The sequence below is a fragment of the Desulfurivibrio modestus genome (assembly GCF_044068625.1).
Taxonomy (GTDB): Bacteria; Desulfobacterota; Desulfobulbia; order Desulfobulbales; family Desulfurivibrionaceae; genus Desulfurivibrio.
Genome location: NZ_JBIPKH010000002.1, coordinates 171,127 through 192,104, shown reverse-complemented (window position 1 = coordinate 192,104; position 20,978 = coordinate 171,127). Strand labels below are relative to the sequence as shown.

The window sequence follows — 20,978 nt, the reverse complement described above, 5'->3', positions numbered from 1 at the left end:
TTGACGGACAACGTGAAAACAGCTAGAAAATTAAAGTTAAGTTCAAGTTAACCAGTGGCCGCACCACCTGTCAAATCACCACAAGGAGCATACCATGAAACTCTCTTTGCGTATGAAGGTCATGATAATTCCCCTGACTCTGGTGGTTGCCGCCATCACCATGCTGATCGCGGTTTCCCTCTGGGTGGTCAACGGTCTCTGGCAGGAGGAGATCGAGACCTTGACCCAGACCCAGGTGGCCCTGAACGAGAAGAGTATCCAAAACCTGGAAAAGAGGGCCCTCAGTCTGGGGCTGCTGGCCGCCGGCTACCCCGGGGTGCAGGAAGCTTACCAACTGGCCCATGGCGGGGATGAGGCCCAGGGGCGGATGGTGTTGCGCCGGAGCTTCGACCTGCTGCAAAGGGATGCCCAGCGGCTGCTGGGCGGTACCCTTGAAACCCAGGTCCATTTTCACCTGCCGCCGGCCAAAAGCTTTCTCCGCACCTGGCGGCGGGCCGGGGAGCGGGATGGGGGTGATGATCTGGCCGCTTTTCGCCATACCATTCTCAAGGCCTCCCGGGATCAGGCCGTGGTCTCCGGGGTGGAGGTGGGGGATCAGGGGTTCGCCCTGCGGGGCATTGTCCCCATTGTCAACCAGAACGGCCGGTTCCTCGGCACGGTGGAAGGGATTTTCTCCCTGCAGAGCATGGTGGACACCGCCCTCTCCGGAGCCGGGGACAACCTGGCCATCTATCTGCTGGCCCGGGACCTTGATTTCGCCCGGGCCGCCAAGGCCGCCAACCCGCCGCTCACCGGCGACATGGCCCGGATCTTCACCACCGCCGCCGCCGAGACCGACCCCTTCGTCGACAACGATTTTCTCCAGGCCGTTCAAAAAGGGGTAACCACCGCCCAGATTGAGGGCCGGCTGCTGATCGGCCAACCCGTGTTCGATTATGCCGGCGAAATGAAAGGAGTGCTGGTCTTTGTCCGTGACGTTCGTGAGCAAATCGGGATGATCCAGGCTCTGCGCTGGGGTCTGGCCCTGGGCGGGGCCGCCATGCTGGCGGCCCTGGGCGGCCTGCTCTACTTCTTCAGCTCAAACATTGTCTGCAATATCAGCCGGTTGGCCAGAGGGCTCGACGACGGGGCCCTGCAGATCTCCTCCTCCGCCGATCAGGTGGCGGCCAGCGGCCAGGAACTGGCCGAGGGCGCTTCCGAGCAGGCGGCTTCCCTGGAGGAAACTTCGGCCTCCCTGGAAGAGATTGCCGCCATGACCAAGCAGAACGCCGACAACGCCGGCCAGGCCGATGCCCTGATGCGGGAAGCCAGCACCATCGTCAACCGGGCCGGGGAGTCCATGGCCGCCCTCACCACCGCCATGCAGACCATCAACCGCTCCAGTGAGGAGACCTCCAAGATCGTCAAGACCATCGACGAGATCGCCTTCCAGACCAATCTCCTGGCCTTGAACGCGGCGGTGGAGGCGGCCCGGGCCGGTGAAGCCGGGGCCGGGTTCGCGGTGGTGGCCGACGAGGTCCGCAACCTGGCCATGCGGGCGGCGGAGGCCTCCAAAAACACCGCCACCCTGATTGATGACACGGTGAAACGGGTTCAGGAAGGCTCGCAACTGGTGAGCAAAACCAATGACGCCTTTGCCGAGGTTTCCACCAGCACCGGCAAGGCCAGCAGCCTGGTGGGCGAGATTGCCGTGGCTTCCAGCGAGCAGGCCAATGGGATCAGCCAGCTCAACACCGCCATGGGCGAGATGGACACGGTGGTTCAGCGTACCGCCGCCAATTCCGAGGAGTCGGCGGCGGCGGCCGAAGAGTTGAGCGCCATGGCCGCCCAGATGAAGGATTATGTGCGCGAACTGGCCGCCCTGGTGGCCGGCGACCATTGTCCCGGCGAGCAGACTCTGCAAAAGGCGCCGGTACATCTGGCTAAAAAAACCGCGCCCCCGCGTCCCGCCGTGGCGGCTCCGGCGCTAACTCCCAAGGCAAAGCAGGAGAAAAGCGCTCCGGCCAAAAGTAAACAGAAGTCGGCGGAGGTAATCCCATTTGATGATGACGATTTCAAAGATTTTTAGAGTGGCTGGATGAAGATCGCGATTAGTGGCAAAGGAGGGGTGGGCAAGACCACGATCATGGCCTTACTGGCCCGCCATTTCAGCGAGCTGGGTCGGGAGGTGCTGGTGATCGATGCCGACTCCAGCCCCCATATGGCCCAGAGCCTGGGGGTGCGGGAGGTGGAGAAGATTATCCCCATCTCCGAGATGAAGGAGATGCTCAAGGAGCGCTCCGGACGGGTGGAGGGCTCCCCCTTTTACAACATCAACCCCAAGGTGGATGATCTGCCGACCCGTTTCATTGTGGAAGCGCCGGGGGGGATCAAGCTGATGGTCCTGGGGGCGATCCAGAACGCCGAGGGTGGTTGCGCCTGCGCTGAAAGCACGGTGCTGAAAAGGTTGCTGACCAGGCTGCTGCTCGATCCCGCCCAGGTGGTCCTGCTGGATATGGAGGCCGGGGTCGAACACCTGGGCCGGGGAACCATCGTCGGGGTGGACCGGCTGTTGATCGTGGTGATCCCCTCCCAGTCCGGCATTCGCACCGCCTTGAAGATCCGGCAACTGGCCGAGGAGTGTCGGATCAAAAACATATCCTATGTGGGCAATCTGGTTCAGGACAGCGAGGATCGGCAGTTTCTCCGGGAGGGGCTTAGGGAGGAACCGATCGCCTTTTTCCCCGATTCCCGCGCGATTCGTCGGGCCGAACGCAGCGGCGCGGCGGTGGTGGAGGAAGGTGCGGCGGTGGCGACCACCACCGCCGAACTGGCGGAAAAGTTGCTGCAAGTTGCCCAGGCTCCATGATCAACGTTTTCTGTGCCGATATTGGCGGAACCAACAGCCGGTTTGCCCATTTTACCCTGACTGGCCGTGATCTCGCCGGGCTTGAACTCAAAGCGGTCCGGTGGCTGGCCACCGCGCCGGCCGGTTCGCTGGCCGGTCAGCTCCGCGCCCTCTATCAGGGTGATTTCCCCCTCGCTCCCACCAAAACCGATCTGGCGGTACTGGCGGTGGCCGGTCCGGTCAGTGAAGGCCGCTACAGCAAACTGCCCCTGGTGGGCTGGGAGGTGGATCTGGCCGCCATCGGCCGGGAGTTTTCCTTTGCCGAGGCCCACCTGATCAATGACTTCACCGCCCAGGCCCTGACGGTATTGGCGCCTCCCGGGGCCGCCGCCCGAAAAATCATTCCAGGAGAGGCGGCGGTCGGAGGCGCCGTGGCGGTGATCGGGGCCGGCACCGGCCTGGGCAAAGCCCTGCTGCGGCCAAATATCGACGGCCGGGGAACCCCCCTGGTAGTTCCATCCGAAGGGGGCCACGCCGACTTCCCCTTCGCCGGGGGCCGAGAGCGGGATTATCTTGATTTTTTGCTCGCAAAAAACCGGGAGGAGAGGATCAGCGGCAACAGCGTGGTTTCCGGCTCCGGCCTGAGCTCCCTCCACCAGTTTCTCAGTGGCGAGGAGCTCTCCCCGGCGGAAGTAACCCGCGGTTTTCCCCGCCACCCCCGGACCCTGGAGTGGGCTGCCCGCTTTTACGGTCGGGTTTGCCGCAACTACGTCCTGGAAACCCTGGCCACCGGTGGCCTCTATATCGCCGGCGGCGTCGCCGCCAAGGCCCCGGAACTGCTCACCCACCCGGAGTTCAGCCGGGAATTTCATGCCTCCTCCAGCATGGGCGAATTGCTGGCCAAAGTGCCGGTTAAACTGATCATGGATGAAAACAGCGGCCTTTGGGGGGCCGCGACCCAGGCCTGGCTGCTACTGAGAGACCGGCCTGGGTTGGGGGTCGGTGGCCGATGAATCTCCTGCTGGGCACCTTTGTCGGCCTGCTGCTGGTCTATCTCATCGCCTACACCGATTTTGTTCTTTCCCGCAGGTTGAAGGAGCGGGTTAAGGCCATCAACACCACCGGCTGGCGGCAATTCTCCTTCCGCCCCCTGAACTGGCCTTTGGCCGCCGCCCTGGCCCTGCTCTTCTGGGGGTTGCCGGTTTTGCTGCCGGCGGAAGATCTTTACCTGGAATACAAGCTGATCCTGGCCCTGTTCCTCTGGTCACTGGCGGCTGGCGGTTTTTACGGTTATCTCCGGCACCGCACCTCGGCCCGACTGGCCGGGCAAGCCCTGCCCCTGCTGCTGCTCTTCGCGGTGGCCTGCGGGGTCCTGTTGGGGCCGCTTTTCTCCATCCTGAAAAAAATCATGTTTTGACCGGCGTAAACCCATGAACATTAAAAAATTTCCCCATCCCCAAGCCATGGCCCAGGCCGCCGCCAACCTGATCATCGACCGGGCCCGGGCGGCGGTGACGACTCGCGGCTTTTTCTCCCTGGTCCTGGCCGGGGGCTCCACCCCCCTGCCCCTCTACGAATTGCTGACCTCCCCTCCCCTGGTCCGGGAGATGCCGTGGGCCGCGACCCATATCTTTCAGGGTGATGAGCGTTGCGTGCCACCGACCGATCCGGCGAGCAATTTCGGCCGGGCCGCCGCGGTGTTGCTGCCCCCCGGCCTGATCACCCCGGCCAATATCCACCGGATGGCCGGCGAACTTCCCCCCGCCGTGGGCGCCGAGCGGTACCGGCGGGAGCTTGCCGGGTTCGGTCACGATTTCGACCTGGTTCTCCTGGGGATGGGCACTGATGGCCATGTCGCCTCCCTCTTTCCCGGCTCTCCACTGCTGGCGGTAAAGGACCAAACCGTGGCCGCCGAAGAGCAGCCGGTGGGCTCCCCCCCCCTGCCCCGGCTCACCCTCACCCTGCCGGCGATCAATCGAGCCGCCACGGTGATTATCATGGTCACCGGTGGCCGGAAGGCCCGAATCGTCCAAGAGATCAAAGAGGATCCCCGGGCCGGGGCCGCCAAGTATCCCGCCGCCCTGGTACGGCCCCGGCAGGAACTGTTGTGGCTGGTCAGCAAAACGGATAAACTGCCAACCCCGGAGGATGAAGCCGGGCAATTGATCCTGGCCGCCGGGGGCATCGTGGAAAAAGGGCGCGGAGAGGAGACCAGGATTGCCGTGGTTTATCGGGCCCAGTATGACGACTGGAGCCTGCCCAAAGGGAAGCAGGATCCCGGCGAGACCCTGGCGGATACGGCCCTGCGGGAGGTACGGGAGGAGACCGGACTCTCGGTTCGCTTCACCGGGTTTGCCGGGGTGGTGCATTACTACCACGGCCCTTTGCCCAAGGTGGTGCTTTACTGGAAGATGGCTCCCACCGCCGAGGGCGAATTTATGCCCTCGGCGGAGATTCAACGCCTGCGTTGGCTGACCCCGGGCGAGGCCCTGGCCAGGGTCAGCTATGAAGATGAAAAAAAACTGCTGCGGCAAACCTATCAGCTTTAGCTGGGTGGCGGTGGCCGCTCTTTTTTTCCCACCAAATCCGATCGTGTCGTGTCAATAAAACTGCCCATCCACCAGGTGATCCCCGAACTGCGCTCCCGCCTGATCACCGGCAGCGCGGTGATTCTTACGGCGCCGCCGGGTTCCGGCAAGACCACGGTAACCCCCATCGCCCTGCTCAACGAGCCCTGGCTGGCCGGTTCCACCATTCTGATGCTGCAACCGCGCCGGTTGGCAGCCCGCCTGGCGGCAACCTTTATGGCCCGGCAACTGGGCGAGGAGGTGGGCCGGACCGTGGGCTATCGGGTCCGCTTTGACAGCCGGGTTTCGGCGGCCACCCGAGTGGAGGTGGTAACCGAAGGGGTGTTTACCCGCCGCCTGCAAAATGATCCTGAATTGCGCGGCGTGGGGCTGGTTATTTTCGATGAGTTTCACGAACGTAGTCTCCAGGCCGACCTGGGTCTGACCCTCTGCCTGGATGTGATGACCGCCTTGCGGGAGGACCTGAAAATCCTGGTGATGTCAGCCACCCTGGATACAGCCGCTCTCAGCGCCCTGCTGGACCGGGCCCCGGTGGTGCGGGCTGCCGGGGTCCAGCACCCGGTGGAGGTGGCTTACCGGCCAGTCAGCCAGAGGGCCGGTGGCGCGACCCTGGTGAGCTGCCAGGCCCGGGAGATCGCCGGCCATACGGCCACGGCGGTGGGCCAGGTTCTGGCGGAACAGCCCGGCGACCTGCTGGCTTTTCTGCCCGGAACAGCGGAGATTCGCCACTGCCAGCAGCTGCTGGCCCAACGTTTGGCCGCCGCTGCGGCGGTTATCCATCCCCTTTACGGCGACTTGAGCCTCAGTGCCCAAACGGCGGCCGTACAGCCCGATCCCGGCGGCCGCCGCCGGGTTATCCTGGCCACTTCCATCGCCGAAACCAGCATCACCATCGAGGGGGTCCACTGCGTGGTGGACAGCGGCTGGCAACGCCGCCCCCGCTTCGATCCCAACAGCGGTCTTAACCGGCTGGTCACCCAGCGGATCTCCCAGGCCTCGGCCACCCAACGGGCCGGCCGGGCCGGGCGGCTGGGGCCCGGTTACTGCCTGCGACTCTGGAGCCCCCACGAGGATCGTGGCCTGCGGCCCTTCGATCCGCCGGAGATACTCAGCGCCGATCTCAGCCCGCTGCTGTTGGAACTGGCCTGCTGGGGAATCACCGATCCCGCCGCCCTGCGCTGGCCCAACCCGCCGCCACCGGCCAATCTCAATCAGGCCACGGAACTACTGCAAGCCTTGGGATTGTTGGACTCCCAAGGGATGGTCACCGAGCTGGGGCGTCGGAGCCAGGAGTTGCCGGTCCACCCCCGCCTGGGTTTGATGTTGCTCCAGGCTCCGGCGGGGCTCCGGGGTTTGGCCTGTGATCTGGCCGCCCTGCTGGGGGAACGGGATATCAGCAAGGGGCGAGAACGCTCGGTGGATATCGAGGAGCGCCTGCAACTCCTGACCCTGTTGCGGCGGGATGGGGCGGCGGCGGTTCGGGCCCGGGCGGCGGACCCCGAGGCTTGCCGCCGGGTTCTGCGGGTTGGCCGTCAACTCCGCGAGCAGTTGGCAGCCCCCGATCCGGCGCCCAAGGACCAGCCGGTTTGGCCCGGAGTTGCCGGAGAACTGCTGGCCGTGGCCTTTCCCGACCGCATCGGCCAGCGCCGCCCCGGCCGGCGGGGCCAGTATAAGCTCAGCTCCGGGCGGGGCGCGGCGCTGGCTGGCCACGATCCTCTGGCCGCTCAGGATTATCTGGTGGTACCGGAGCTTGATGCCGGCCGCAGCGAGGGCCGGATCTTCCTGGCGGCGGCCCTGGGTGAGGATCAATTGCGTTCGATTTTTGCCCATCGCCTGCGGCAGCGGGAGGAGGTGTTCTGGGATCGCCAGGCTGGAACCGTCAGGGCTCGCCGGCAGCTTACCCTGGCCGAGCTGGTGCTGGAGGAGGCCCACCTGATCGATCCCGACCCGGAGCAGGTTACCCAAACCTTGCTGGCCGCCATTCGGGAGCAGGGGCCGGAGCTGTTGCCTTGGAACGATCAGGCTCGGGAGCTGCAGGCCCGGATCGCCGCCGTTGGCTGCTGGCAACCGGAGGCTGGCTGGCCGGAGGTGGATGACAACTATCTTCATGGCCACCCGGAGCAATGGCTGACGCCCTGGTTGGAGGGGATCAGCGGTTCCGACCGGTTGCGGCGCTTGAACCTGGCGGAGATTTTGGCCGCCAGGTTAAGCTGGTCCCAGCGCGACTATCTGGCCCGGGAAGTACCCACCCACCTCACCGTGCCCAGCGGCTCCAGGCGCAAGCTGAGCTATCGCCCCGGTGAGCCGCCGGTGCTGGCCGTCCGCCTCCAGGAGCTGTTCGGCCTGGCCGATACGCCCAGAATTATCGAAAACCGGGTGCCGGTGCTCCTCCACCTGCTCTCGCCAGCCGGTCGGCCGGTACAGATCACTTCAGACCTGCGGGGCTTTTGGGAGAACGCCTACCAGGAGGTGAAAAAAGAGCTCAAAGGGCGCTACCCCAAGCATCACTGGCCGGAGGATCCCTGGCAGGCCCAACCCACCGCCAGGGTTAAGCCCAGACGGCATAATTAACCATATAAAAAGGAGATAGGAGTCCCACCATGAAAAGTTATCGCAAGGAGTTGTGGTTCGAGGTGCCGGGCCGGCGGGCCTTTATCAATATCACTCCCCAGGTGGTTGAAGCCCTGCGGGCCGCCGGAGTGAAGGAGGGTTTGGTGCTGGTCAATGCCATGCATATCACCGCCTCGGTATTTATCAACGACGACGAAGCGGGTCTGCACCATGATTATGAGGTCTGGCTGGAAAAACTGGCCCCCCACGAGCCGGTAGCCCAATACCGCCACAATGGGTACGAGGACAACGCCGACGCCCACCTGAAACGCCAGGTGATGGGCCGGGAAGTGGTGGTGGCGATCACCGACGGCAAGCTTGACCTCGGACCCTGGGAGCAGATCTTCTACGGCGAATTCGACGGCGGCCGCAAAAAACGGGTGCTGATCAAAATTATCGGCGCGTAGCGGTTAACCGAAGTTGAGGCCGCAATCGGGGCATTCGCTGGAAGTCGGCGGGAAGCGGTGGCCGCAGGCCGGACAGGTGGTCTCGGCGGCCTCGGGATTGAAAACCGCGTCTTTCGCCACCGGCTGATGCTGGTCGAGCCTGGTTTGGCGGCGATATTCAGCCTCGATGATTTTGGCCGCCTCCGCCGCGTCGTCCCGGCTTACCTCCAGGAGGAAATTGGTGGGGCAACAGCCCTTGCCGCAGGTTTGCTCATCGGCGCTGATGCGCACCGCGATCCGCTCCTCCCGGAGCAGGGCTTCGAGCTGGCGCAGATCCCCCAGCGGTCCGCGATGGAGGGTAACCAAATCCTCGCCGCCGCTGAACTCCCCGCTGCGGCTGTTGCGCCGGGCCTGCCGTTCGGCATCCCGGCTCTGCATCTCGCCGCCGGAAAGCAGGGTGACCTCGCAGACTCCGCAACTCTGGATTTCGGCCCGGAACTCACCCCCGCACACCGGGCAATATTTCAACATCAGATCGTACATGTCTCCACCCCAGCCCTTCCGGTTGCTATAAGATAAAGCGGCTCAAATCTTCGTTTGCCACCACTTCCGCCAGTTGCCCGCGAACATAATCCGCCGTGACCTCAAAGCTCTTTTCTCCCAGATCCGGAGCTTCGAAGGAGAGCTCCTCCAGCAGCCGCTCCAGGATGGTATGCAGGCGCCGGGCCCCGATATTTTCCGTGCGCCCGTTAACCTGGGCCGCCAGCCGGGCCAGCTCGTGGATCGCCTTGTCGGTGAAACTCAATTCGATCCCTTCGGTGGCCATCAGGGCGGCATATTGTTTGAGCAGGGCATTTTGCGGCTCGGTGAGAATCCGGTAAAACTCCGCCTCCCCCAGGGCGCTCAATTCCACCCGGATGGGGAAACGGCCCTGCAGCTCCGGAATCAGGTCGGAGGGTTTGCTGACATGGAAAGCGCCACTGGCGATAAACAGGATATGGTCGGTACGGACCATTCCGTGCTTGGTGGTCACCGTGGCCCCTTCAACGATGGGCAGCAGATCGCGCTGAACCCCCTCCCGGGAAACCTCGGGGCCGTGGCCGCCGCCCCCCTTGGAGGCGATCTTGTCGATCTCATCCAGGAAAATTATCCCCGACTGCTCGGTGCGGCGAATGGCCAGGCGGGTTACCCGCTCATGATCGATCAGCTTTTCCGCCTCGCTCTTGCGCAACACCTCCAGCGCTTCCCGGACCTTGAGCTTTCTCTTTCTCATTTTGGCCGGGAAAATTTTGCCGAACATCTCCCGGAGATTGCCCTCCATCTCCTCCATGCCGCCGGGGGAGAAGACCTCCATCATCGGCATCGGCCGGGACTGTTCCACCTCCACCTCCACCTCCCGCTCATCCAGCTTGCCCTCCCGCAGCATCCGGCGGAATTTCTCGCGGGTAGTTCCGTTGCCATCCCCCTGATCCTCGGGAGTCATCGATGAAACCGGGCCGGCCGCCGACCGGGCGGTGCTCCCGTTGCCCGATTCCCAGTGGGGTACCGGCAGAACGTTGCCCCCGGAGGGAAATCCCGCTCGCGAGGAACGCTCCCCTCCCCCGGTGGCATTTCGGGGCGGCGGGGGAACCAGGAGGTCGAGAATCCGCTCTTCGGCCAGGGTCTCCGCCCGCTGCATCACCTGCTCCCGCTCCTCCCCCCGGACCATGGCGATGGCCAGTTCCAGCAGGTCGCGAACCATGGACTCCACGTCTCGGCCCACATAGCCCACTTCGGTGAATTTGGAGGCCTCCACCTTGAGAAACGGGGATTGGGCCAGTACCGCCAACCGGCGGGCGATCTCGGTTTTACCCACTCCGGTGGGGCCGATCATAATGATATTCTTGGGGGCGATCTCATCACGCAACGGGGGCGGTACCTGCTGGCGCCGCCAGCGGTTACGCAGGGCGATGGCCACGGAACGTTTGGCATCCCCCTGGCCGACGATGAAGTCATCCAGTCTTTGCACGATTTCGCGGGGAGAAAGGGAGTTTACCGTGACCGCGGCGGCCTCGGCCTCTTCCGTATTGATTTGCGCTTTCATAATCATGGGAAAAATAACAGGCTCCGGTTAGATGATTTCCAGGTGGATATTGGCATTGGTGTAGATACAGAGGCCGCCGGCGATCTCCAGAGCCACCCGGCAGATCTCCGGGGCTTCCAGTTGGGAGTGGCCCACCAGGGCCTGGGCGGCGGCCTGGGCGTAAGGACCGCCGGAACCGATGGCCAGAATGCCGTCGTCGGGCTCGATCACGTCGCCGGTGCCGGAGATCAGCAGTGAGCGTTCGGCATCCGCCGCGATCAGCAGGGCTTCAAGCCGGCGCAGCATCCGGTCGGTACGCCACTCCTTGGCCAGTTCCACCGCTCCCCGCAGCAGGTTGCCGCTATGTTTTTCCAGCTGTTGCTCCAGCTTGTCGAAGAGGGTAAAGGCATCGGCGGTGGCCCCGGCGAAACCGGTGACCACCTTGCCGTGATAGAGGCGGCGGATCTTGCGGGCCTGGTGCTTGACCACCACGTTACCCATGGTAACCTGGCCATCGCCGGCCATGGCCACCTTGCCCCGATGCCGTACCGCCACCACTGTGGTTGAACGAATCTTCATGGTATTTCCCATCCAAATGTTAGCCACCCGCCAGGGGGTGGGATTTGTCGTACACCGCCGTCAGATGATCCAGATTGAGGTGGGTATAGCGCTGGGTGGTCGAAAGGCTAGCATGGCCCAACAGTTCCTGCACCACCCGCAGGTCGGCACCCATCTCCAGGAGATGGGTGGCAAAGGAGTGGCGCAGGGCATGGGGGCTGACCCGGGCGGCAATGCCCGCCCGCTCGGCGTACATCTTCACCAGTCGTTCGATGCTGCGGGTGGTGATCCGGCCGCCCCGACTGTTCAAAAAGAGCGCCCTTTCGGCCCGGCCACTCTGCAGCAGAACCGCCCTTTGGGGCAGGTAGGCTTCAATGGCGGCCACCGCGGCAGTGCCCATGGGTACCAAACGCTCCTTATTGCCCTTGCCGTGGACCCGGACCATCCCCTCCCCCAGATCGACCATTGCCAGATCCAGGGCGGCCAACTCCGCCACCCGCAGGCCGGTGGCATAAAGCAACTCCAGCATGGCCCGGTCGCGGGCGGCAAAACGGTCCCCCGGGCCGGGCATCTCCAGCAGGCAAAAGACCTCATCCACGCTCAAGACCACCGGCAGATAACCCTCCCCCTTGGGGGCGGCGATGGCGGCGGCGGGATCACTCCCCAGCACTTCCCTTTTCAGGAGAAAACGGAAAAAGGTTCGCAGGGCCGAGAGCTTTCGGGCAACCGACGAGCTTTTGTTGCGGGAGTGCAGACTGTAAACAAAGGAGCGGACCCGTAAAGCATCCAACTGGCTGACCGTGAGTTCCCGCCCGCTTGCGGCCGCGGCCTGGGCGGTAAACTCGTTCAGATCGCGCCTATAACTTGCGACGGTGTGGGAAGAGTACCCCTTTTCCACCTCCAGCCACCGCAAAAAGGCTTCGATATGTTCTCGCATCCCGTCGGCCATCGCCACCACCTCAAATTGCTCGCACCCTACCACAGGGCGCTTTTTTTGGAAAGAGATTGCCCAATGGTTCGCCTTCAATTATTCTGAGTGCTTATCAATCGCGCAAAGGAGAGTGATTCCCGATGGCAAAACAAAACTTCGAAGAAGCCATGGCCCGGCTGGAGAAGATCACCCGGGAACTTGAGGAGGGCGAGCTGAGCCTGGAGCACTCCTTGAAAAAATTCGACGAAGGTGTCCGCCTGGCCGATTTTTGCAGCAAGACGTTGGATGAGGCGGAAAAAAAGGTCGAGATCCTGTTGAAAAAGGAGGGTGAAGTAGTTGCCGTTCCTTTTGCGGAGCAGGAAGAAGAGTAGAGGTGCCCCACCCCATGGAGATCAAGCAATACCTGAACCGGCGGCGTGAGCTGGTGGAGCAGGCCCTGACCGAGCTGTTGCCGCCGCTTACCGGGCCGCTGGCCGGCCATGTCGAGGCGATGCGCTACAGTCTGCTGGCCGGGGGCAAACGGGTGCGGCCCATTCTCTGCCTGGCCGCCGCTGAAGCTCTGGGGGCCGAGCCCGAGCCGCTGCTGCCCCTGGCGGCGGCCCTGGAGTGTATCCATACCTATTCGTTGATCCATGACGATCTGCCGGCCATGGATGATGATGACCTCCGGCGGGGGATGCCCACCAGCCACAAGAAGTTTGGCGAGGCGGCGGCAATTCTGGCCGGAGACGGCCTGCTCAGCTTCGCCTTTGAGCTGCTGGCTCGGCCCCTGGCCGCCGCCACCCTGGCCCCGGCCGATCAGTTGCGGATCGTTAATCAGGTGGCGGTGGCCATTGGCCCCATGGGAATGGTGGGCGGTCAGGTTCTCGATATCGAAGCGGAGGGCCGGGGGGAAGGTGTTGGCCTGGAGGAACTGCAGCGGATTCATCGTTGCAAGACCGGAGCCCTGATAACCGCCGCCGTCCAGGTCGGAGCCATTGCCGGCGGAGCCGATTCCCGGCAACTGGCCGCCCTGACCACCTATGGCGAGCAGGTGGGCCTGGCCTTCCAGATTGTCGATGATCTGCTCAATGTCACCGGCGATACCGCCACCCTGGGTAAAGCGGCGGGTAGCGACGCCGCCCGGGGCAAGGCCACCTACCCCGCCATTCTCGGCCTGGCCGTCACCGAAGAGAAGGCCAGGGAAGCGGTGACCGCGGCGGTGGCCGCCCTGCCCCCCGAGCTGTTCGACCATCGCGCCGATCCCCTGCGGGATCTGGCCCACTACATCTACTCCCGGAAAAGATAACAACGCCATGAACGCGACCGAAGCAAACAACTCTCTGCTGGAGCGGATCGACTCCCCCGGCGATCTGCGCAAGCTGCCTGTGGAAAAACTACCCCAGCTGGCCGCCGAACTGCGGGAAATGATTGTGAGTACCGTCGCCGTCAACGGCGGCCATCTCGCTCCCTGTTTGGGGGTGGTGGAGCTGACTCTGGCTCTGCACTACATCTTCAACACCCCCGCCGACAAGATTATCTGGGACGTGGGGCATCAGTGTTACGCCCACAAACTGCTCACCGGCCGCCGGGATCGCTTTCATACCCTGCGGCGCTACCAGGGGGTCAGCGGCTTTCCCAAGCGGGAGGAGAGCGAATACGACAGCTTCGATACCGGCCACAGCAGCACCTCGATCTCCGCCGCCCTCGGCATGGCGGTGGGAGCCGAATTGAAGGGGGAAAACAACAAGACCATCGCGGTGATCGGAGATGGCTCCATGACCGGCGGCCTGGCCTTTGAGGGTTTGAACCAGGCCGGTCATCTGGATAAAAATCTGATCGTGATCCTGAACGACAACGAGATGTCGATCTCGCCCAATGTCGGGGCACTCTCCAGTTTCTTGAGCCGCAAGCTCACCGGTCGGACCATGGTGCGGATTAAAAAGGAGATGGAGCATTTCCTGAAAAATTACCGGGCCGGGGAGAATATCCTGCACCTGCTCAAACGCAGCGAAGAGAGCTTGAAGGGCTTTTTTACCCCCGGCATGCTGTTTGAGGCCTTAAAATTCAAATATGTGGGGCCGATCCCCGGCCACAAACTGGATCTGCTGCTGGAAACCCTGCGCAACGTCCGTGATTTCAGTGAAGGGCCGGTACTGATCCATGTTCTGACCACCAAGGGTAAGGGGTATGCCCCGGCCGAGGAACATCCCGGTGATTTCCATGGGGTTGGTCCTTTTGATATCGCCACCGGTAAGCCGGTGCCCAGCCCCGGGCCACCCTCTTACACCAAAGTTTTCGGGGAAACCCTGGTGGAATTGGGGCAGGTCGACCCCCGCTTGACCGCGATCACCGCCGCCATGCCCATCGGCACCGGCTTGGGCGCCTTTGCCGAAAAATTCCCCGACCGCTTCTTCGATGTGGGGATTGCTGAACAGCACGCGGTGACCTTTGCCGCCGGCCTGGCCTGCGAGGGGCTGCGGCCGGTGGTGGCGGTCTATTCCACCTTTCTGCAGCGGGCCTTCGACCAGGTGATCCATGACGTCTGCCTGCCCAATCTGCCGGTGATTTTCGCCATTGACCGGGGGGGGGTGGTGGGGGATGACGGACCCACCCATCATGGGGTGTTCGATATCTCTTTCCTGCGCATGATTCCCAACCTGCTGTTGATGACCCCAAAAGATGAAAACGAGTTACGCCATATGCTGTACACCGCCCTCCACTGTCCGGGACCGGTGGCCATTCGCTATCCGCGGGGGAGTGGCCTGGGGGTTGAACGGGATGGCGATCTGCGCAAGATCCCCTTCGGTAAGGGTGAATTGTTGCGGGAGGGCAATGATCTGCTGCTGCTGCCGGTGGGCAATCGGGTCAGCACGGCCCTGGAAGCCGCCGAGGGGTTGGCCAAAATGGGGATTGCGGCGGCGGTGATAAATCCCCGCTTTATCAAGCCCCTTGATGGTGAGCTGATCTGCCACTGGGCCGAGAAAACCGGCCGGGTGGTAACGGTGGAGGAGAATGTCCGGGCCGGGGGGTTCGGTTCGGCGGTGCTGGAGCTGCTCAACCGCCGGGGGATCAACTGCCCCCGGGTGAAGATCCTGGGGCTGCCCGATCGTTTTCTGGAGCACGGCGATCAGGAGAAGCTTAGGCAACTGGCCGGAATCGATGCCGCGGCCATCAGTGCCGCCGCCGTGGAGATCATGAACTGAGGTGGTGGAGGGGGACGGCTCCCCTCCACCACGGGATTTACCGTTACTTGAGACGTTTATCCAGTTCCTGACGGACCTGTTCGCTGATATCCATGGCCTCGGCGGCGTAAAGCAGGCCGGTGCGGCTTCGCAGCCCCTTCATGGTGTATTCCAGAATCAGGTCATAATTGCGCTCACGCCCGAATTCGGCGATGATCTCGTCCAGCTTCAGCAGGACCGGTTCCATCAACACCTTTTCCCGCTGCTGAACGGCCAGCTGGGCGTCTTCATTGAGGCCCTCGAAGGCCCGGACGCGGCGCTGAAACTCCCGCTCCCGGTCAGCCCGGACCTGGTCGCTCCAGACCGAACTCTTCTTTTCTATCTCCTCCCGCATCTCCTCCAGGGCCGTCTGCTCCCGCTGGAGGGTGGCGCGCTGCTTCTCGATCTCAGCTTCAATCTTCCCCCGGGCCTCCCGGGCGACGACGGAGCGATCAAGAATATCCTGGATGCTGATCACGGCGATCCGGACCGGCTCAGCCGCGGCAACGACCGGGGCCAACCCGAGGTTCAGCAGCAGGAGGGCGGCCAGCAGCGGGGTAAAAAGGCTTCTACTCATCATAATCAACACTCCTTGCAAAGATGGCGGAACTAAAAAAAATCCGGGACGAGTTTCCCCGCCCCGGATCGGCTTGCCTCCTGGACTGTTTATGGGGCATTACCTGAGAAGAACGAAGTCGGCCCGTCGGTTCAGGGCCCAGGATTCCTCATTCTGTCCAAAGGCGATGGGGCGCTCCTCCCCGTAGCTTACGGTCTCCAGGCGGCCGGCAGCGATGCCCATGTCCATCAGGTATTTCTTGGCGCTCATGGCCCGGCGTTCACCCAGGGCCATATTGTATTCGCGGGTGCCGCGGTCATCGGTATTACCTTCGATCCGCACCCGGACCCGCATGTTGTCCAGCAGGTAGTTGCCGTTCTCGGTGATCCGGCCTTCCTGGTCGGGCCGGATATTGGAACGATCAAAGTCGAAATAAACCGGGAACAGCGGGGTGCTGGTGCGGCCTTCCCGCAGCGCCAGTTCGCGGGCGCCGGTGTCGGTCAGGGCTTCCTCCTCGGCGGGTCCGGGCCAGGCTTCGGCGGGCTCCCAGGGAGCATGGTCGGGGCGATCGGCCTCGACCGTGGCGGCAGGAGCGGTCGTTGTCGGCGCGACGGGTTCAACTTTGACCGGTTTGGAGCAAGCGAAGGTGAACAGCGAAACTGTACAAACAATTGCCACTGCGGTAAAAATCTGCCCCATTCCTTTTTTCATCTGGCCATCTCCTTATTTAGGGTATACTTTCCAGGTTAATCACGCACGTCGATGGAATCATCGTTTCGTGACGCTTCGGTGAAGCAGTGTATAGAAAAGGACCTGGAAATTCAACACATTTTTTCCAACCGACCCATACTTTAGTTAACCCAAACAAGGTTTATCATGACAACGACTAAGAGGGCATGTGCCGAGGATCTGCTGGCCACCGGCCCCCATGGCCGCTTTTTCGGGGTTTCCCAGGAGTGCTTCGACCGGGTGTGGCGAACCCTGACCGCTCCTGAAGGTAACTCAACCACCTACGTAACTATGGAGATCGGGGCCGATCGGGATGTCTATCACCCCATCAAGAAACTACTTCAGGAGGCCGCCGCCCGGGAGGATCTCGCCGCCGATCTGCCGCCGGAGGCTGGTAGATTTCTCAGCGGACCCAGTAAAATTCCCATCTACAGCGGAGGATTGGGGGTTCTGGCCGGTGATACCCTGAAGAGTTTTGCCGACTGTCATATTCCAGTGGTGGCGGTGTCCCTGCTCTACCGGCGGGGTTACTTTTCCCAGCTGGTTGATATGAATCTGGGTCAGGTGGTCTGGTCCCGGGAGTGGAAGCCGGAGGAGACCCCCGGCCTCTATCTGCTGCATCAGCCCGGCCGACCGACCGAGCCGCTCACCGTCGAGGTGGATTTCCATGATCGTGATGACCAGCCGATCAAGGCGGTGGCCCGGCTGTGGATGAAGATGGAGGTCAGTTGCAACCTCGATTTCTTTGTGCCGGAACTCCTGCTCGATTACGATCAGCCCCAATCACCGGACTGGATCCGTAAAGCTTCCCATCAGCTTTACGACAGCAGCTCGGAGGCGTCCAAGGTGATTCAGCGCCGGCTGCTGGGGGCCGCGGTGTTGCCGGCCATGCGCGCCCTGGGCCTGACCTCCAAGACCATCCATTTAAATGAACAGCATGGGGTGATCCTGGTTCTCTCCCTGATCTCGGAGATTTTACACCGGCAACTGGGGGACAATTACCGCCAGCAGGCCAGCGACCAGGATATTCTGGCCGCCGCCGAGCAAGCGGCCCGGCACGTGGTTTACACCATCCACACCCCGGTCAAAGCCGGTCACGACCGTTTCCCCCATGCCCTTTATCATGGTCTTGAGCACTCATTCTTGCGCCGTATTCTCCATCTGCTGGCCCTGGATGAGCAGGATTCGACCGCTTACAACTTTACCGCCCTGGCAATGCGGGTCAACCGGGCCACCAACAGCGTCAGCCGTTTGCACCGCGAGGTGACCCAGGCCCAGTTTCCCCAGTTCAGGGAGCGGATCAGCGCCATCACCAACGGGGTTCATCACCTCACCTGGATCAGCGACGCCAAGGCGGCGGCCTATGACACTGTTCCCGAACTGGCCAACTGGCGTCTGGAGCCCTGCGTCTTCAACCGGGCCGGCAAGGCTTTGAACAGCAAGAAGTTTCGCCGGAGCTTCACCGAGGCCTGGCGGCAGGATACCTCCATTCTGGTGGCCTATCTCAACGGCATGCTCTCCCGCCATCGACACCAAAGGGTTTCCACCTGGATCGACCCGCCCAACTACCTGTCATACCTGGGAGAGAGCGAAGGTCGGCTTGATGGCCAGGCCTTCACCTTCGGTTTCGCCCGCCGTTTCTCCACCTACAAAAGGGCGGACCTGGTCTTCGAGGACCTTGATCGCCTGGCGGAGATCCTGCTGGCTTCCCGCTGGCCGGTGAATTTCATCTACGCCGGCAAGGCCCATCCGGCCGATGAACCCGGCAAGGTGCTGATTAAGAGCATCATCGATATCCAGGAGGAGTTGTATCGAAAAACCCAAGGGCTGGCCCGGTTGGTCTTTGTGCCCGATTACGACATGTCGGTGGCCAAGATGATGGTGGCCGGCTGCCACGCCTGGCTCAACAGTCCCAAGCGCCCCCTGGAGGCCAGCGGCACCAGCGGCATGAAGGCGGCGATGAACGGCATTCCCAACGTCAGCATCATGGACGGCTGGTGGGTGGAGGGTTACCACGACGGCAAGACCGGCTGGAAATTCGGCTACGAAGGTCCGGTGAAGGCGGAACTGCTCAGCGAGAACCCTTCCGAACTGCTCTACCGGGAGGATGCCGCCTCATTCTACGAGATGCTGCCGGACCTGCTGGGCACCTTTTACCACCCCGAGGGTCTGGACCAGTATCTGGATCGCTGCCTCAACAACCTGATCCTCAACTGTCCGATCTTCAACACCCACCGGATGGCGGCGGAGTATGTTGAACGCTACCAGTTGCTGCTGCCGGCTGAAATTGAAGAGCGGATGAGAAAATTCCGTGCCCTGTACCAAAGCGATTTGGACGGTTAAAGTTTTCCCCTCTTCCTGCCGATGGGAGTAACAAGGAGGGCCCGGTCGCCCTCCAGCCTTTTTATAGCTTCCCTTGCTCCCATCTGCCAGGAGTCGGATCATGAATGAGTTTGCCACCTCCCCCCTGCCCGCCCCTTTGCCCCCCGGCCTCGGCCGCCAGGCTGCCACCTCGGTCTCCGGAGATCAAAACTTCTCTTACCAGCAAGCGGTTCTGCTGGCCCGGCAAAGCTCAATCTCCCTGACCACCGCCGAGGGTGACCGGGTCAGCATCTCCGCCGACTGGAGCAGCGCCACCAAGTTGGGCACTGGTCAAGTCCAGCGGGGCGGCGCCCTGCTCAACGCCTACAGCTTGAGCAATTTGGAAACCCAATCCTACTCCCTCAGCGTTGAGGGCGATCTCAACACCGAGGAGTTGCGGGATATTGAACGGTTGATGGAGCAACTGACCGGCATCGCCTACGATTTTTTCAACGGGGATCTGGAAAGAGCCCTGGAGGGGGCGCTCAATTTGGGGGAGTTGGGCTCAATCCGTGAGCTCTCCGCCACCTTTCTCCAGGCATCCTACAGTTCGCAACAGCTGATCAGTCGTGGCCCCAGGGCCGTGGGGCACCTGCCTTCTTCGACCGGCGGTCAGGCCGCCCCCCCGGATCAACTGCCGACGGCCAGCCGGGTTTATCGCTACCACGACATTATCCAGGCCCAATGGCAACAGCTTAAGGAGTGGTTTGAAGCTGAAACGGCCGGTACCGGCCAATCCTCCCTGCCGCCGGCCTCGGACGGGAGCAAGGAAGGTGGCCATGCGCCATCGGCAAGAATGGTGGCGGCGCTGGAGGAGACCATGGGCCGGCATCCCCGCTTAACCCCGCTCAGTCGGGCCCTGGCCGAAAGGGCCATGGAACGGGCGGCGGAACTCTTTACCCGGGAGCATCAGGGCAATCCCCCATTGCCGAGGTCGATGGCGGAACTGCGGCACAACCTGGGCCAACGGCTGGATCGCTGGCTGCTGGCCTAGAATTAACTCGAAGCAGCCGTTATTCAGCCAGGAGTTGGGGGTCCCCCTCCCCTGCCCCGTTCATTCCACCGATGGCCCGCATCAGATTGCGAACCGTCGCGTTCATCATCTCCGACTGAGCGCTCAGCTCCTCGGCGGCGGCGGCCGACTCCTCCGAGGTGGCCGCGTTCTGTTGGGTCACGCCGTCAATCTGGCTGACAGCGATGCTGACCTGGGAGATCGCCTTGGCCTGTTCGCCGGTGGAACCGGCAATCTCCGCCACCAGGGAGGAGATCTGGCCAATCGAGCTGGCCGCCTGGCCAAAGGCGTCGCTGGTTTCGTTGACCAGCTCCGAGCCGGACTGAACCTTCTGTACCGTCCCTTCAATCAAGGCAGAGGTGTTGCGCGCGGCTTCCGCGGCCCGCATCGCCAGATTACGCACCTCGTCGGCCACCACCGCGAACCCGGCTCCGGCTTCCCCGGCCCGGGCGGCCTCCACCGCCGCGTTCAGGGCCAGCAGGTTGGTCTGAAAGGCGATTTCATCGATGGTTTTGACAATTTTCTGGGTTTCGCTGCTGGCCTGGGATATTTCAGCCATCGAAGAGATCAGTCGCGCCATGGAGCCCTCGGCCTGGCGAACCACGGTGGCGGCATTGCTCATCACCCGATTGGCCTGATCGGCATTTTCGGCATCCCGCTGGGTCATGCTGGAGACCTCTTCCAGCGCGGCCGAAGTCTCCTCCAGGGAGGCGGCCTGCTCTGAAGCCCCCTCGGCCAGGTGTTGGCTGGATGAGGAGACCTGGGCGGCGGCCGAGGCCACCTGGGCCGAGCCTTCGGACATCTGCCGGGCAATCCCCCGCAAAGTGGCGGCGATCCCCCGGTGGGTCTGGAATGCCACCAGGACCACCAGACCGATGATCAGCAGAGAGGCCAGGGCCAGGCTGGAGCGCAAGCCTTGGGCGGTGTCCAGCATCGCCCCCTGATTTTCCTGACCGATAATCTGCCCGATTCCCCAGTAGTTGATCAGGCCAAAAACGATCATCAACAGGATGATAAGGCCGAATGCCCCGGCAATCTTTTGGGCGATGGTCATTTCTCGCAGATTCATCCCTTTCCCTCCTCAAGGAACATATGGTACACCCTTTTGTTGTTGCCAAAACCATCAGGAGACAACTACCATTCGGTTGCGAGACC

General features: G+C 62.7%; 19 protein-coding genes. 12 read left to right on the top strand and 7 right to left on the bottom strand.

Features of this window, described 5'->3' with window-relative positions; genetic code table 11:
• Positions 1-94 precede the first annotated feature (94 nt).
• From ACHHRT_RS02475 to ACHHRT_RS02445, 7 genes are read left to right on the top strand one after another with little or no spacing between them, the layout of a single operon-like run.
• Positions 95-2,068 carry a methyl-accepting chemotaxis protein gene (locus tag ACHHRT_RS02475; protein ID WP_395497345.1) on the top strand — a complete coding sequence of 658 codons (1,974 nt, stop codon included), beginning with the start codon at positions 95-97 and terminating at the stop codon, positions 2,066-2,068.
• Positions 2,069-2,077: 9 nt separating this feature from the next.
• Positions 2,078-2,848: an ATP-binding protein gene (locus tag ACHHRT_RS02470; protein WP_395497343.1), complete on the top strand. Its 771-nt coding sequence runs from the start codon at positions 2,078-2,080 to the stop codon at positions 2,846-2,848.
• A complete protein-coding gene (locus ACHHRT_RS02465) occupies positions 2,845-3,840 on the top strand; it encodes a glucokinase (protein ID WP_395497341.1) in 996 nt (331 codons plus the stop codon). Before ACHHRT_RS02470 ends, ACHHRT_RS02465 begins: the two co-directional genes overlap by 4 nt.
• Positions 3,837-4,244, top strand: coding sequence for an MFS transporter (locus ACHHRT_RS02460; RefSeq protein WP_395497339.1), 408 nt, complete (start codon positions 3,837-3,839; stop codon positions 4,242-4,244). The genes ACHHRT_RS02465 and ACHHRT_RS02460 overlap by 4 nt, the downstream gene beginning before the upstream one ends.
• A 13-nt stretch (positions 4,245-4,257) precedes the next feature.
• Positions 4,258-5,376, top strand: a complete 1,119-nt coding sequence (gene pgl / locus ACHHRT_RS02455; RefSeq protein ID WP_395497337.1) for a 6-phosphogluconolactonase — start codon at positions 4,258-4,260, stop codon at positions 5,374-5,376.
• Between the two features lie 48 nt (positions 5,377-5,424).
• Entirely contained in the window at positions 5,425-7,986 is a 2,562-nt protein-coding gene (gene hrpB, locus ACHHRT_RS02450; protein ID WP_395497335.1) for an ATP-dependent helicase HrpB, read from the top strand.
• Between the two features lie 29 nt (positions 7,987-8,015).
• On the top strand, positions 8,016-8,432 hold the full coding sequence (locus ACHHRT_RS02445; RefSeq protein ID WP_395497333.1) for a secondary thiamine-phosphate synthase enzyme YjbQ: 417 nt from the start codon (positions 8,016-8,018) through the stop codon (positions 8,430-8,432).
• A 3-nt stretch (positions 8,433-8,435) separates the two neighbouring features.
• On the opposite strand, the gene ACHHRT_RS02440 is transcribed toward ACHHRT_RS02445, so the two are convergent.
• Genes ACHHRT_RS02440 through xerC form a run of 4 tightly spaced genes read right to left on the bottom strand, consistent with a single transcriptional unit; the run spans position 8,436 to position 11,980 of the window.
• Positions 8,436-8,954 carry a zinc ribbon-containing (seleno)protein DG gene (locus tag ACHHRT_RS02440; protein WP_395497331.1) on the bottom strand — a complete coding sequence of 173 codons (519 nt, stop codon included), beginning with the start codon at positions 8,952-8,954 and terminating at the stop codon, positions 8,436-8,438.
• A gap of 25 nt (positions 8,955-8,979) precedes the next feature.
• The gene (hslU, locus tag ACHHRT_RS02435) at positions 8,980-10,494 is read right to left on the bottom strand and encodes an ATP-dependent protease ATPase subunit HslU (RefSeq protein WP_395497329.1); all 1,515 of its coding nucleotides are present in this window, start codon (positions 10,492-10,494) and stop codon (positions 8,980-8,982) included.
• Positions 10,495-10,521: 27 nt separating this feature from the next.
• A complete protein-coding gene (gene hslV, locus ACHHRT_RS02430) occupies positions 10,522-11,052 on the bottom strand; it encodes an ATP-dependent protease subunit HslV (protein WP_395497327.1) in 531 nt (176 codons plus the stop codon).
• Between the two features lie 19 nt (positions 11,053-11,071).
• Positions 11,072-11,980, bottom strand: coding sequence for a tyrosine recombinase XerC (gene xerC / locus ACHHRT_RS02425; RefSeq protein WP_395497325.1), 909 nt, complete (start codon positions 11,978-11,980; stop codon positions 11,072-11,074).
• 122 nt (positions 11,981-12,102) lie between these two features.
• On the opposite strand from xerC, the gene xseB reads away from it, so the two are divergent.
• Genes xseB through dxs form a run of 3 tightly spaced genes read left to right on the top strand, consistent with a single transcriptional unit; the run spans position 12,103 to position 15,147 of the window.
• Positions 12,103-12,333, top strand: coding sequence for an exodeoxyribonuclease VII small subunit (gene xseB / locus ACHHRT_RS02420; protein WP_395497323.1), 231 nt, complete (start codon positions 12,103-12,105; stop codon positions 12,331-12,333).
• 14 nt (positions 12,334-12,347) lie between these two features.
• A complete protein-coding gene (locus ACHHRT_RS02415; protein WP_395497321.1) occupies positions 12,348-13,250 on the top strand; it encodes a polyprenyl synthetase family protein in 903 nt (300 codons plus the stop codon).
• 7 nt (positions 13,251-13,257) lie between these two features.
• Positions 13,258-15,147, top strand: a complete 1,890-nt coding sequence (dxs, locus tag ACHHRT_RS02410; RefSeq protein ID WP_395497319.1) for a 1-deoxy-D-xylulose-5-phosphate synthase — start codon at positions 13,258-13,260, stop codon at positions 15,145-15,147.
• 43 nt (positions 15,148-15,190) lie between these two features.
• On the opposite strand, the gene ACHHRT_RS02405 is transcribed toward dxs, so the two are convergent.
• Positions 15,191-15,745 (bottom strand): OmpH/Skp family outer membrane protein, encoded by a 555-nt coding sequence (locus ACHHRT_RS02405; protein WP_395497317.1) that lies wholly within the window; start codon positions 15,743-15,745, stop codon positions 15,191-15,193.
• 96 nt (positions 15,746-15,841) lie between these two features.
• Entirely contained in the window at positions 15,842-16,432 is a 591-nt protein-coding gene (gene pal / locus ACHHRT_RS02400) for a peptidoglycan-associated lipoprotein Pal (protein WP_395497315.1), read from the bottom strand.
• 165 nt (positions 16,433-16,597) lie between these two features.
• Here pal and glgP point away from each other — a divergent pair, with 165 nt between their 5' ends.
• Together glgP and ACHHRT_RS02390 are read left to right on the top strand one after the other, a co-directional pair.
• Positions 16,598-18,793, top strand: coding sequence for an alpha-glucan family phosphorylase (gene glgP, locus ACHHRT_RS02395; RefSeq protein WP_395497313.1), 2,196 nt, complete (start codon positions 16,598-16,600; stop codon positions 18,791-18,793).
• 100 nt (positions 18,794-18,893) lie between these two features.
• On the top strand, positions 18,894-19,805 hold the full coding sequence (locus ACHHRT_RS02390; RefSeq protein WP_395497311.1) for a hypothetical protein: 912 nt from the start codon (positions 18,894-18,896) through the stop codon (positions 19,803-19,805).
• 19 nt (positions 19,806-19,824) lie between these two features.
• Here ACHHRT_RS02390 and ACHHRT_RS02385 read toward each other — a convergent pair whose 3' ends face one another.
• The gene (locus tag ACHHRT_RS02385; protein WP_395497309.1) at positions 19,825-20,892 is read right to left on the bottom strand and encodes a methyl-accepting chemotaxis protein; all 1,068 of its coding nucleotides are present in this window, start codon (positions 20,890-20,892) and stop codon (positions 19,825-19,827) included.
• Positions 20,893-20,978 lie beyond the last annotated feature (86 nt).